This is a genomic window from Pseudomonas sessilinigenes (genome assembly GCF_003850565.1).
Classification (GTDB): Bacteria; Pseudomonadota; Gammaproteobacteria; order Pseudomonadales; family Pseudomonadaceae; genus Aquipseudomonas; species Aquipseudomonas sessilinigenes.
The window spans coordinates 3,517,555-3,530,307 of the sequence record NZ_CP027706.1 but is presented as its reverse complement, the minus strand read 5'-3'; the positions used below and the strand labels follow the sequence as shown (position 1 = coordinate 3,530,307).

The window sequence follows — 12,753 nt, the reverse complement described above, 5'->3', positions numbered from 1 at the left end:
CACCTCAGGGGCGCACGTTCAAGACACCGAGCAACAAGCCGAAACCCACCAGCACCGCGCCGAACAGTTGATCGATCCGGCGCTTGTAGGCCAGCAGCCGGCCAGCGATGGCCGGCGCCGAGAAGAACAGCGCCACCGCCACGAACCACAGCACATGGGCCAGGACGATGATCGCGCCGTAGCCCAACTGCACCGGCAAGCGGGTTCCCGGCTCGATCACCTGCATGAACAGGCTGAGGACGAAGATCATCGTCTTCGGGTTCAGCGCATTGGTCAGCAGGCCACTGCGCAGGGCCGCCCAACCGGACATCACCTGGCGCTGCACCAGCGTCTCCTGCCCAGCCGGCGCCGGGCTGCGCAGCAGTTTGTAGCCCAGGTAGATGAGGTACATCGCCCCGGCGCTCTTCAGCACCGTGAACCACAGCAGCGACTGCTGCAGCAGCACTCCCACCCCCAGCAAGCTGTAGCCGATATGCAGCATGACCCCAAACCCGATGCCCAGGGCAGTGAGCACGCCGTGGCGCCGCGAAAGCATCAGGCTATTGCGGGTGACAAGGGCAAAATCGGCACCCGGACTGAGCACCGCGAGAATGGTAATAGTGAGTACGACTAACAGTTCGGTCACGACAGCTACGCCTTGGTTATAGAATCAGGCGCTACTGTATGGGGACCTCGACGGAAACAGCCAACGATGAAAACTGACACCCACGGTGATAAAAACTCACAGTTGTTGCGTCGCCGCCTGCCGCCCCTGGGAGCCCTGCGCTGCTTCGAGGCAGCGGCGCGCCTGGAGAGCTTCACCCGCGCCGGTGCCGCCCTGCACTTGACCCATGGCGCCATCAGCCGCGCCGTACGAGCCCTGGAAGAGGACCTGGGTACGCCGCTGTTCGAGCGGCGCAGCCACCGGGTATTCCTCACCCCAGCTGGCCATGAACTGTTGCACAGCGTGAGCCAGGCCCTGGACCTGATCGAAGGCACCACCAGCCGCTTGCGCGCATCCGAACCCAAGGCGCCGCTGGTGCTGTCCTGCGAGCCAACCTTGTTGATGCGCTGGCTGATCCCGCGACTGCCGCAGTTCCAGGCCCAGTACCCTGAGGTGTCGATCCAGTTGCTGGCCGGCGGCGGGCCCTTCTCTTTCAATGCCGGGATCGACCTGGCGATTCGCCGCAACGATTTCACCTGGAGCAACCCAACCCAGGCCCACTGGCTATTCGACGAGAGCATCGGCCCAGTCTGCCGCCCCGAACGCCAGGCCGATTGGGCGCCCCTGGACCAGGGGCTGGCGCGCCTGAGCGAACACGCACCACGACTGCACAGCGCCACCCGCCCCGAAGCCTGGCAGCAGTGGTTGCAGCTACAGCGACAGCCAGGCCGGGCGACGCCCCAGGAACAGGTCTTCGAGCATTTCTATTTCAGCCTGCAAGCAGCGGTGGCAGGCCTGGGGGTGGCCATGGCGCCCTGGCAACTGGTGCGCGACGACCTGGCCAGCGGGCTGCTATGCGCGCCTTTCGGCTTTATCGCCGATGACAGCGCCTATTACCTGCTGGCGCCACAGCCCATCGACGAAGATTCGGCGGCCGGGCAGTTGCTGCGCTGGCTGCGCCAGCAAGCCCTGCCGACTGGCTAAGCCCCTGGCATCAGCGGCTGATCCAGGGCCGGGTCCTGGCCGCTGAGCAACTGCACCAGGGCCAGGGCGCCCTTCTGCAACGGCTGGTTCTTCAGCCATACCGCATGCACCGGCAAGGTCAGGCCGTTGTCGATGTTCTTGAAGCGCAGGCGCTGCAGGCGCCCGGCCGCGAACAACGGACGCAACACCGACAACGGGAAGTTGCCCCAGCCGATACCCGTTTCCACCATGTGCAGGGCCATGGCCAGGCTGTCGGTACGCCAGCGGGATTCGCCCACCAGGGGCCGGGTGTCGCTGATGGGCAAGTCACGGCTGGCCACCACCACCTGGCGTACCTGGATCAGGTCCTCCAGGTACAAGCTGCCGTCGCTGGCCTGGAACAGCGGATGGCGGGCGGAAATACAGGCCGTCATGCGCTCGCTGCCCACGTACTGGAAGTACTCCAGGGCATTGACGCTCAAGCCGGCGAACGCCACCGCGACACTGACCCGCCCATCGTGCAGCAACTGCAACACGTCGTCCTGTGGCGCACAGAGCACCTCTACCTCGAGCAGTGGATGGCGCTCGGCAATCAGCTTGATGGCCGCCAATACCCGTTGTTTGTCGATGTCGTCCACCACCGCCACCGACAGCTTGCTCTCCAGGCCCAGGGACAGCTCGACGGCATGCACCTGCAGTTGCCGCAGCTGGTCGGCGATCAAGCGCGCATGGGGCGCCAGGGACAAGGCCAGGGGGGTGGGCACCGGCTCGCGATGGCTGCGGTCGAACAAGGCATAACCCAGCTCGGCCTCAAGGTTGGCGATCCCCATGCTCACCGCCGAGGGCACCTTGCCCAGGAACCGGGCAGCCGCAGAAAAAGATCCGCGCTCAAGCACGGCAAGAAACAACTGGATGCTGTCACTGGAGAAATTCATGGCGCCAACCTATCAGAAAACCTGAAAGCTTCCGACTTTTTCTGTCACTCCAACTGAAGCTATCGTTCACGCCCCTGCCAGCTAAGCCCTGGCCACTCCATTCAAGACAAAGGAACCCCCATGCAAGGCGTGAAACGCAAACTGGTCTACGTCTCCCTGTTCGAAGTATTCGGCATGACCTTCTCGGCCCTGGGCCTGGCCTTGCTGTCCGGCACCTCGCCCACCAGCACCGGCCCACTGGCCGTAATCATCACCAGCATCGCCGTGACCTGGAACTTCATCTACACCAGCCTGTTCGAGCGCTGGGAAAGCCGCCAGGCCTCGCGCACCCGGACCGTCAAGCGGCGCATCGCCCATGCCGTGGGCTTCCAGCTGACACTGATCATATTCCTCATCCCGCTGATCGCCTGGTGGATGAACATCAGCCTGGTACAGGCCTTTCTCCTGGACTTGGCATTGATCCTGTTCATTCCTTGCTACACCTTCGCCTTCAACTGGCTGTTCGACAAAGTCTTCGGCCTGCCGGCCTCGGCCTTGCCCGATCCCGCCTGAGGCTTGCAAACCGTATCGAAGGCCACATCACCGTCGCCGCCGCATCGCCACACTGATAGATTCCCATGGCCGTCCGAACCACGAACAAGGAAGCGTCATGGGAACCCCCTGCAGAATTCTCGGTAAAGCCTCGTCCATCAATGTCAGGAAAGTCTTGTGGACTTGTGAGGAGCTTGGCTTGCCCTATCAACAGGAAGACTGGGGCAGTGGCTTTCGCTCGACCCACACCCCCGAATTCCTGGCCCTCAACCCCAATGCCCAGGTGCCCGTGCTGATCGACGAAGCCGGCGTCCTGTGGGAATCCAACAGCATCTGTCGCTACCTGGCCAACCTGCACCCAGGCAGCGGCCTGTTGCCGATCGCTCCACGGGCCCGGGCCCTGGTGGAACAATGGATGGACTGGCAGGCCACGGAACTCAATCCTTCCTGGAGCTACGCGTTCATGGGCCTGGTACGCCAGCACCCCGACTGCCAGGACAGCCGGCGCCTGGGCGCCAGCCTGCAGGCCTGGAATGCCAAGATGGAAATCCTCGAACAGCAGCTGGCACGTACACAGGCCTACGTTGCCGGTGACGATTTCAGCCTGGCGGATATCGTCCTCGGGCTCTCGGTCAATCGCTGGCAAATGACCCCCATGGAGCACCCGGACTTCCCCGCCGTGGGCGCCTACTACGAGCGCCTGAGCCAACACCCGGGGTTCCTGTTGCACGGGCGCAACGGCACGCCATGACGCCACCGGCTTTGCCAGGAAGCGGCAAGAACTGTCCGCTTTCTGCCCCCGGCTCCCTACCGACAAAAGCAAACCATTGATTTAAAAGGACTTAAATATCGGCATGGAATTTGCTGTATCAATAACCTAGTTCCCTAACACAGGTTCCAGATCATGTTGGTCAACGCCCAGAACTCCGTTTCGGTGCAGCCCACTTCGCGCACCGATATGGACCCGACTACTGCCGCCGCCAGCGCTCTGTACAGCGGCATGCTGCAACAGGCCCAGAATTCCGTGACCGTGCCGGCCAGCCAGTCCAGCCAACAACAGCAGATCAACAGCGTGACTGACAACGTCAACGCAGCCTTCGCCAAGACTCGCGTCCTGCTGCAACAAGCCACGCCACCCGCCACCAGCGCGCCACAGGCCAACAATGCCACCCAGAGCGATGCCATGTCCGAATTCAAGGACTACATGAGCAAGACTCCGGAGCAACGCCTGCGCGACAGCATCCTCCAGGAAATGGGCCTCACCGAGGATGATCTGCAGAGCATGTCTCCCGAACGCCTGATGGCGATCAACCAGGAAATCTCCCAACGTATGCAGGACAAGCTGAAACTGGCCAAGCAAGAGCAGCAGTCCAACGACAGCATGAAGCCGGTCGAAGAGAAATTCCTCGCCTCGCTGTAATCACGCGCAATGAAAAAGGGTTCCCTGCGGGAACCCTTTTTTGTGCCCGAGCGCCTACTGCAACTGCAAGGATGAGTTGAACTGGCTGATGGCATCCACCACATGGCGCGAGCCTTGCTGGATCTCCAGGATCACCTCCCCGGCTTCATTCGCCAACTCGACCCCGAGCCCGGTACGACTCAGGCTCGACTGCATGCTGCTGACCGCGCTCTTGGACAGGTCGTGGTTCTTGCGCACCACCTCGACGATCTCCACCGTCGCCTGGCTGGTACGGGCCGCCAAGCTACGCACCTCGTCCGCTACCACCGCAAAACCTCGCCCATGCTCGCCAGCCCGGGCAGCCTCGATGGCCGCATTGAGCGCCAGCAGGTTGGTCTGGTCGGCGATCCCGCGGATGGTCTGGACGATGGTGCCGATGATCTCCGATTGCTTGCTCACCGCATCGATACTGAGCGCCGCCGCATTCAGGTCATGGGAGATCTGCTGGATGATCTCCACAGTCTGCTGTACCACTTCCGAGCCCTTCTGGGCGCAGGCGTCGTTCTGCACCGACGTACTGTGGGCCGACTCGGCCGCCGATTGCAGCGTGGTCATCTGCTGGGTGATGTCACTGGCGAACTTGACCACTTTGTACAAGCGCCCCTTGGCGTCGAACAAGGGGTTATAGGAAGCCTCGAGGAATACGGTCTGGCCATATTTGTTTTCCCGCTCGAAACGGTGGGAATGGTATTCGCCGCGATTCAACGAAGCCCAGAACTGCTTGTACTCGGTCGATTCGGCTTCGGCTCGGTGGCAAAACATGCTGTGGTGCTGGCCGACGATTTCGTTGAGCGAATACTGCATGGTCTTGAGGAAGTTATCGTTGGCCGTGATGATCCGGCCGTCCGGACTGAACTCGATGATCGCCATGGAGCGCCCGATAGCATTGAGCAGGCTCTGGTTCTCATGCTCCAGATGAATGCGATCGGAGATATCCGAGGCCACCTTGATCACGCTGCGCACTTGGCGATTGGCATCGAACACCGGCATGTAGCTGGCTTCAAGCCATATTTCCTCGCCCTTCTTGTTCAACCGCACGAAGGTATCGCTGATCGGCTCCCCCCGGGCGAGATCGCGCCACAACTTGTTGTAGGCCTCGCTGCGATAGAACTCTTCCTCGCAAAAGATTCGATGATGCTTGCCACGTATTTCCTCGACCGAATACCCCATGACCAGGCAGAAATTCTCGTTGGCATCGAGCACGATACCGTCGGGGGAAAACTCGATCATCGCCATGGAGCGACTGATGGCCGCCAACTTGCCATTGGCTTCGTCCAGGGCGCAATTGAAGCGCTCGATTTCCAGCAGGTCAGCCTTGTGATGTAGGTTAAACATGGTTGTATCACCTTCAACGCTGTCTTTTGTTTGACGGAAGTTCCTAGTCTTTCAACTGATCCACCACAACGTTCATAAAGCATGGCAAGCGCCCTCCCATATACGAGAGGAAGTGTCAGGTGATAAGTGATGTTTAATCGGAGAGTCCGTGTTGCAACGCTCTTATCAAGCCATCCTTTACTTGATGACCCATGACCGGGTCGGACCTAACAAAGAAAGCAGACTCCATCTAATTTCAACGCTCCTGGCCCGCTGGTGCCTCTAGTTGCGCACTCTTGCGGCTATCGGTAACACCGGCACGGCTGCAAAAATAGTTGCAGCAACATCAACTACAAGAACATGAACATCGCAAAAGCAGACACTCCAATGCCAACAGATACGAATTTTCACGTTTGAGCATAGACAGCCAATGCCTCTATGCAAGGCCACTAGTCAGGCTGTTTTCACAACTTCCAGGGCACTGGAATTCATTCGCGATAAGTAACAAATAAGACATAAACATTGCTTATCAGAAGATCCTGGTGCCGGGCGGCCAGAGTCGTTGCAGGTGCTGCCCGGCAGGGTATCTAACGCGCTTCGAGAGTAGCCAGGAACGCCTGTGCCATGGCGCCTGGCTCTTGCCCGGGGGCGGACACCAGCGCGAACTCTCGCTCCACCGTGGAACTCAAGGGCAGCACCCGCAAACCCTGGCGCTGCTCGGGCAAGGTGCTCAGGGGAACCAGGGTGACCCCCAGCCGTTCGCGCACCAGGCTGAAGGCACTGCTCCACTCGCGTACCTCGACCCGTATATCCGCCAGCGTCAATCCGGCAGCGGCAGCCAGGCTGCGGGCGTTCACCGAACAACCACCGGTGGCCAGGATGAAAGGCTGCTCCAGAAGGCTCGCCAGGTCGATGCTCGGCTCCGGCCAGGGATGATCCTCAGGCAATACCGCCACCCAGGAGTCGCGCCCCAACAGCCAGGAGCGACGTCCGGGATCAGGGTTGAGCACCACCCCAAGGTCCACCAGCTGCGCATCGAGCAAGGCATGCACCTCATCATCGCTGACTTCCAGTTGCACCACCTCGATTCCCGGATACAGCTGGTTGAAACGGCGCAACAGCGGTGGCAGGAAGGTCGCCAGGACCACGGGAAAACCCGCCAGGCGCAGGCTACCCTGGGGAATGCCCCGGGCCGCTTCCACCTCTCGGCGGATCTGTGCCAGGGCTCCGAGCATCACTCGCGCCTGCTCCAGGACCTGCAAGCCGATCGCGGTGGGCAGGGCCTGGCGATTGTCGCGAATGAACAACTGCACACCCAGCATGTCCTCCATCTGGGCCAGGGCCTGGCTGGCCCCGGACTGGGTCATGCCGACCTGTTCGGCGGCGCGGGTGATGGTGCCGCGTTCGGCGATCGCCACCAGCAGGCGCCAGTGCATCAGGTTCATCATGGCAGTAGCTATCCTTATGGCCGCTTTCTGAAAGATTAATTTTACCCATGCTACCAGCGTCCACGACACTGGCTCGCCCCTTACTAGAGACCTGTCGATGAAACTCTATTACGCCCCTCAAGCCTGCTCCATGGCCTCCCATATCATCCTGCGCGAACTGCAACTGCCCTTCGAAGCGATCCGTGTCGACAACCGCAGCAAGCGCACCGCCGACGGCCAGGACTTCCTCGGCATCAACCCCAAGGGTTATGTGGCCGCCTTGCAACTGGACAACGGCGAGGTGCTCACCGAGGGCCCGGCCATCCTGCAATACCTGGCTGACCTCAAGCCCGAGAGCGGCCTGGCTGCCCCCAATGGCACCTGGCAACGGGTGCGACTGCAGGAAACCCTGAACTTCATCACCACCGAGATCCACGGCCCCCTGGGCTACCTGTTCAACTCGGCCTTCGATGAACCGGCCCAAAAAGTGTTCCGCCAGAAGCTGGCCAAGCGCCTGGCACTGCTGGAGCAGACACTGGAACGCCAGGACTACCTGCAAGGCTCACAATTCGGGATTGCCGATGCCTACCTGTTCACGGTGCTGCGCTGGACCGCCCTGTTCGCCATCGAGCTGGCGAACTGGCCGGCCCTGGTGCGATTCCAGGCCCGGGTAGAACAGCGCCCGGCCGTGCGTGATGCACTGGCAGTGGAACTGGCCTGAGTCCTCCCCCTCTGCCGGACACGGCCCCCAGAATGGCCTGTGCTTGGCGGAGGGTTTCCTTATAATCCGCGCCTCTTGCCACCCCTTTGCGCGCCCATGCCCAACGTCCATATCAGCCTGCTTAGCGAAGCTTCACGCCCCTTGCTGAACAAGTTCTATCGCCAGCACCGGTCAACCATGCGTGCCTCCGGCGAGGGTCAACTGTGGGTGCTCAGGGATGAAGAGATCGTGGCGGGGATGAGCCTCACACCAGTGGAACAGGGGCATTGGCTGACGGGTTTGTTCGTCGCCCCACTCAGCCGGGGCCAGGGCCTGGCCAGGCGCCTGATCGAACAGGCGCTACAGGAGACGCCGGGGCCGGTCTGGCTATTCTGCCACCCGGACCTGGAAGGCTTTTATCAATGCCTGGGCTTCACTCGCGATCCCCGACTACCGCCGCCCCTGGCGGAGCGACTGGCCCGCTACCAACGCAGCAAACCCCTGCTGGCCATGGCCAGCAGGGATTGTCGGGCCTGAGCCTCGGCGTCAGTCGTCAGCATTGGGATCGAGGTCGGGAAACAGCACCTCGGTGAAACCGAACTTGCGAAAATCACTGATGCGCGATGGATACAGCCGACCAATCAGGTGATCGCATTCATGCTGCACCACCCTGGCATGAAAGCCCGAAGCCACGCGCACTACAGGCTCGCCCTTGGGGTCGAAGCCTTCATAGCGAATATGCTGGTAGCGCGGCACCACGCCCCGCATGCCGGGGACCGAGAGGCAACCTTCCCACCCCTCTTCCTGAATCGGGCTCAAGGGGGTGATCAGCGGGTTGATCAGGATGGTCTGCGGCACCGCCTCGGCCTCGGGGTAACGCTCGCTGTGTTCGAAGCCGAAAATCACCAGTTGCAGGTCGACACCGATCTGCGGTGCAGCCAGGCCTACGCCACCCACGCTCTCCATGGTCTGGAACATATCGTCGATCAGTTCCCACAGTTGTGGGCTATCGAACATCTCGGGCGGTACCGCAGGAGCGACGCGCAGCAGGCGCTCGTCACCCATCTTGAGGATTTCACGGATCATGTTCAGGCTTCGTCTGTGCTCGGCTGGAGCGAGTGATCCCGACCCAGTCCCGAAATATGTTGTTTGTCGCCGGGGCCGCCAAAGTCCTTTTCACCAGGATCCTTGCCTTCAGCCGACATGTGCTCGATCACCGCATTCATCTCTGCCCCCAGCAGCAGCACTGCGGACGAGATATAGAAATACAGCAACAACACGATGATCGCGCCGATACTGCCATACATCGCGTTGTAGTTAGCGAAGGTTTTCACGTAGTAGGCAAACCCCAGGGAGGCGACGATCCACACCACCACCGCCAGCACCGAACCTGGGGTGATGAAGCGAAATTTCTGCTTCACATCGGGCATCACGTAGTACATCAGGGCCACGGCCACCATCATCAACAGCACGATCACCGGCCAACGCAGGATGGTCCACAAGGTGACGATGAAATCCTCCAGGCCCACCTGCCCTGCCAACCACGCCATCACCTGCGGGCCCAGCACCATCAATGCCGCGGCGGCCAGCAGCATGCCGGCGATGCCTACGGTGTAGAAAATCGACAGCGGGAAGCGCTTCCAGATCGGCCGCCCCTCCACCACGTCGTAGGCGGCATTCATGGCGCTCATCATCAGCCGCACACCCGCCGAGGCGGTCCAGAGGGCGATGACGATACCCACGGACAACAAGCCGCCCTTGGACTGCTGCAACTGGTCGATCACCGGATTGACCTGCTCCAGGGCCTCGTGAGGCAGCACCATCTCAGCCTGCATGCGCAGCCAGGAGAAAAAGTCCGGCAGGTGCAGAAAACCGATCAGGGCGATGAGAAACAGGATGAAGGGGAACAACGAGAACAGCATCTGGTAGGCCAGGGCCGAAGCGTAGGTGGACATCTCATCCGCGATGAACTCATTGACCGTACGAATCAATACGCGGTGCAGGGGCAGGCCTTTGAGGTCCGGAAAAATCATAGCGTCTCCTTTCGCCGCAAAAAGATTGAAGTCGCTGGCGACTCAGGGGGGCGTTTTCTACAACAAATTAGCCTAGTTGGCGAACCACAACCACGGCCATCGGCAGATTGCCAGGGCCCATGCATGACGACGGCCATCCGTGGATGGCCGTCGTGTCAACTACAGGGTACGCCTGCTCAGGCCTTGTCGATGGTCTTCTTCACTGCATCCTTGGCCTTGCCGAGCGCCTGCTGGGCTTCGCCCTTTTTTTCCTGCAACTTGCCTTCGGCCTGCAACTTGCTGTTGTCGGTGGCCTTGCCGATGCCTTGCTTGACGTTACCGATGGCTTCATTGGCCAAGCCCTTGGCCTTATCCGCTGCACTACCCATGGTATTTCTCCGGTGAGTTGTCGTTGGTCGAATCAGGAACAAAATGCCTCGTTGCCCAAGGTTGACTCGAAGCGCTCGCGCAGAGTTTCAATTATTTTTACCGGGCCTTTCATCGCCGACCCACGGTTGCACTTTATGTTTGCCAGGCAACCCGGGAGAATGCTCGCCCTGTTCAGGCCAGGCCCTGAAGATCCAATTTTCGTAGGAAGCTTATGAAACTCGATAAAAAGCAGGCTATCGCCCGTAGAAACCAGGAACTGGGCGGGGCGGTGCTGGACGTCAACAACTGCCAGTTCGCGGAGCTCAACCGCAACCGCAATATCTGGTGGTTCGACATCCTGCTGGCCCGCCTGGCCGTCGGCCAGCACGAATGGCTGCACCTGCTGCTGCATACCCCGAGTACCGACCAGTTGATCCACCTGAAGGTGCCCACCGCCTTCCTGCGCAAAAGGCGCGAGGGCCTGGTGGTGCGCAACGAAGGCAAGCGCAAGTCCGCCCTGAGCCTGGAGCTGAGCGCCGACAAGGACTCGTTCCTCAAGGATGTACGCCCGGCGGGTACTGGCGTGGGCTTCGCCCAGTTCCGCCAGTAACCTCTTGGCGCAGAAACAGAAAAGCCCCGCACTGGCGGGGCTTTTTCTGACTGCGGCGAGTTACTTCTTCACGCCGAGCTTCTTCAGCTCTTCATCGCGCAATTCGCGGCGCAGGATCTTGCCGACGTTGGTGGTTGGCAAGGCATCACGGAACTCCACGGCCTTGGGCACCTTGTAGCCGGTGACATTGGCCCGCATGTGGGTCATCACCTGCTCCTTGGTCAGGGTAGCCCCCGGCTTGACGACGATAAAGACCTTGATGGTCTCGCCGGACTTCTCGTCCGGCACACCGATCGCCGCGCATTGCAGGACGCCTGGCAGCGAAACGAGCACGTCCTCCAACTCGTTGGGGTACACGTTGAAACCCGAGACCAGGATCATGTCCTTCTTGCGGTCGACGATACGGATGTAGCCATTGGGTTGAATCAACGCAATGTCGCCCGTCTTGAGCCAGCCTTCGCTGTCCAGGACTTCATCGGTGGCGTCCTGGCGCTGCCAGTAGCCCTTCATCACCTGCGGGCCCTTCACGCACAACTCGCCGACTTCGCCCAGCGGCAATTCCTCACCGGCATCGTTGACCACCCGGCACAGGGTAGACGGTACCGGTATGCCGATGGTGCCGACCTGGATGTTCTGGGCCGGGTTGACCGTGGCCACCGGGCTGGTCTCCGTCATGCCGTAGCCTTCGCAGATCGGGCAGTTGGTCACGGACTTCCAGCGCTCGGCGGCTGCCAGTTGCAGGGCCATGCCGCCGGAGAGGGTGACCTTCAACGCGGAGAAATCCAGCTTGCGGAACGCCTCGTTGTTGCACAGGGCAACGAACAGGGTGTTGAGGCCGACGAACCCGCTGAACTTCCACTTCGACAGTTCCTTGACCATCGCCGGCAAATCCCGCGGATTGCTGATCAGGATGTTGTGGTTGCCCATGAGCATGATGGCCATGCAATGGAAGGTGAAGGCATAGATGTGGTACAGCGGCAGAGGGGTGATGAGGATCTCGCAACCTTCGTTGAGGTCCGAGCCCATCAGTGCCTTGCACTGCAGCATGTTGGCCACCAGGTTGCGGTGGGTCAGCATCGCGCCCTTGGCGACACCGGTGGTACCACCGGTGTACTGCAATACCGCCACTTCGCCGTTGGCGGGGTTGGCTTCCTGGACCGGCTGGCCCTGGCCCATGCGCAGCGCATCATTGAACTTCACGGCCTGGGGCAGGTGGTAGGCCGGCACCATCTTCTTCACGTACTTGATGACGCTGTTGATCACCAGGCGCTTGAGCGGGGGAAGCAGGTCCGCCACCTCGGTGACGATCACATGCTTGACCCCGGTCTTGGGCACCACGGCTTCCGCCAGGTGGGCCATGTTGGCCAGGCAGACCAGCGCCTTGGCACCGGAGTCGTTGAATTGGTGCTCCATTTCCCGTGCGGTATACAGCGGGTTGGTGTTGACCACGATCAGGCCAGCACGGATCGCACCGAACACCGCGATCGGGTATTGCAGCAGATTGGGAAGTTGCAGAGCGATTCGATCACCGGGCCGCAAATCGGTATGCTGTTGCAGATACGCGGCAAAAGCCCCGGACAGCTCGTACAGTTCACCGTAGGTGATTGTCTTGCCGAGGTTGCTAAAGGCCGGCTTATCGGCGAAACGTTGGCAGGACTGCTTCAATACCGCCTGAATATTCGGATACTCGTCTGGATTGATATCGGCAGCAATCCCAGCTGGGTACTTATCCTTCCAAAAGTCTTCGATCATGGAAGCCCACTCCTCAGCAACGCGAATTCATCACCGCA

The 12,753-nt window shown here is 60.8% G+C and carries 14 protein-coding genes and 2 pseudogenes; 7 read left to right on the top strand and 9 right to left on the bottom strand.

Annotated elements, in window-relative coordinates; translation table 11 throughout:
* Positions 1-4: 4 nt before the first annotated feature.
* Entirely contained in the window at positions 5-625 is a 621-nt protein-coding gene (locus C4K39_RS16230; RefSeq protein ID WP_124346978.1) for a LysE family transporter, read from the bottom strand.
* Positions 626-691: 66 nt separating this feature from the next.
* Here C4K39_RS16230 and C4K39_RS16225 point away from each other — a divergent pair, with 66 nt between their 5' ends.
* Positions 692-1,627 (top strand): LysR family transcriptional regulator, encoded by a 936-nt coding sequence (locus tag C4K39_RS16225; protein WP_124346977.1) that lies wholly within the window; start codon positions 692-694, stop codon positions 1,625-1,627.
* On the opposite strand, the gene C4K39_RS16220 is transcribed toward C4K39_RS16225, so the two are convergent.
* Positions 1,624-2,541: a LysR family transcriptional regulator gene (locus C4K39_RS16220; protein ID WP_068579296.1), complete on the bottom strand. Its 918-nt coding sequence runs from the start codon at positions 2,539-2,541 to the stop codon at positions 1,624-1,626. The two genes, C4K39_RS16225 and C4K39_RS16220, sit on opposite strands and share 4 nt — an antisense overlap.
* Positions 2,542-2,661: 120 nt before the next feature.
* On the opposite strand from C4K39_RS16220, the gene C4K39_RS16215 reads away from it, so the two are divergent.
* The 3 genes from C4K39_RS16215 (at position 2,662) to C4K39_RS16205 (ending at position 4,492) form a co-directional block, all read left to right on the top strand.
* Positions 2,662-3,093 carry a PACE efflux transporter gene (locus C4K39_RS16215; RefSeq protein WP_124346976.1) on the top strand — a complete coding sequence of 144 codons (432 nt, stop codon included), beginning with the start codon at positions 2,662-2,664 and terminating at the stop codon, positions 3,091-3,093.
* 97 nt (positions 3,094-3,190) lie between these two features.
* On the top strand, positions 3,191-3,823 hold the full coding sequence (locus C4K39_RS16210) for a glutathione S-transferase family protein (protein ID WP_124346975.1): 633 nt from the start codon (positions 3,191-3,193) through the stop codon (positions 3,821-3,823).
* A gap of 153 nt (positions 3,824-3,976) precedes the next feature.
* The gene (locus tag C4K39_RS16205; RefSeq protein ID WP_068579286.1) at positions 3,977-4,492 is read left to right on the top strand and encodes a hypothetical protein; all 516 of its coding nucleotides are present in this window, start codon (positions 3,977-3,979) and stop codon (positions 4,490-4,492) included.
* A 54-nt stretch (positions 4,493-4,546) separates the two neighbouring features.
* Here the strand turns inward: C4K39_RS16205 and C4K39_RS32250 are convergent.
* The 3 genes and pseudogenes from C4K39_RS32250 to C4K39_RS16195 form a co-directional block, all read right to left on the bottom strand.
* Positions 4,547-4,978, bottom strand: a pseudogene (locus tag C4K39_RS32250) (methyl-accepting chemotaxis protein); the annotation flags it as partial.
* A gap of 114 nt (positions 4,979-5,092) precedes the next feature.
* A pseudogene (locus C4K39_RS32245) lies at positions 5,093-5,761 on the bottom strand (PAS domain-containing protein); the annotation flags it as partial.
* A 671-nt stretch (positions 5,762-6,432) separates the two neighbouring features.
* On the bottom strand, positions 6,433-7,293 hold the full coding sequence (locus tag C4K39_RS16195; protein WP_068579280.1) for a LysR family transcriptional regulator: 861 nt from the start codon (positions 7,291-7,293) through the stop codon (positions 6,433-6,435).
* 97 nt (positions 7,294-7,390) lie between these two features.
* On the opposite strand from C4K39_RS16195, the gene gstA reads away from it, so the two are divergent.
* Positions 7,391-7,993, top strand: a complete 603-nt coding sequence (gstA, locus tag C4K39_RS16190) for a glutathione transferase GstA (protein WP_068579277.1) — start codon at positions 7,391-7,393, stop codon at positions 7,991-7,993.
* A gap of 96 nt (positions 7,994-8,089) precedes the next feature.
* Complete coding sequence (locus tag C4K39_RS16185; RefSeq protein ID WP_124346974.1) at positions 8,090-8,509, top strand: GNAT family N-acetyltransferase; 420 nt, start codon at positions 8,090-8,092, stop codon at positions 8,507-8,509.
* Positions 8,510-8,518: 9 nt separating this feature from the next.
* On the opposite strand, the gene def is transcribed toward C4K39_RS16185, so the two are convergent.
* The 3 genes from def to C4K39_RS16170 all read right to left on the bottom strand — a co-directional run bounded on the left by def (position 8,519) and on the right by C4K39_RS16170 (position 10,373).
* Positions 8,519-9,058: a peptide deformylase gene (gene def, locus C4K39_RS16180; protein WP_068579270.1), complete on the bottom strand. Its 540-nt coding sequence runs from the start codon at positions 9,056-9,058 to the stop codon at positions 8,519-8,521.
* A 2-nt stretch (positions 9,059-9,060) separates the two neighbouring features.
* Positions 9,061-10,005, bottom strand: coding sequence for a YihY/virulence factor BrkB family protein (locus tag C4K39_RS16175; RefSeq protein ID WP_068579267.1), 945 nt, complete (start codon positions 10,003-10,005; stop codon positions 9,061-9,063).
* A 176-nt stretch (positions 10,006-10,181) separates the two neighbouring features.
* A complete protein-coding gene (locus tag C4K39_RS16170) occupies positions 10,182-10,373 on the bottom strand; it encodes a CsbD family protein (protein ID WP_068579264.1) in 192 nt (63 codons plus the stop codon).
* A gap of 212 nt (positions 10,374-10,585) precedes the next feature.
* On the opposite strand from C4K39_RS16170, the gene C4K39_RS16165 reads away from it, so the two are divergent.
* Positions 10,586-10,963, top strand: a complete 378-nt coding sequence (locus C4K39_RS16165; protein ID WP_068579262.1) for a hypothetical protein — start codon at positions 10,586-10,588, stop codon at positions 10,961-10,963.
* A gap of 60 nt (positions 10,964-11,023) precedes the next feature.
* On the opposite strand, the gene fadD1 is transcribed toward C4K39_RS16165, so the two are convergent.
* A complete protein-coding gene (gene fadD1 / locus C4K39_RS16160; RefSeq protein ID WP_068579258.1) occupies positions 11,024-12,715 on the bottom strand; it encodes a long-chain-fatty-acid--CoA ligase FadD1 in 1,692 nt (563 codons plus the stop codon).
* Positions 12,716-12,753 lie beyond the last annotated feature (38 nt).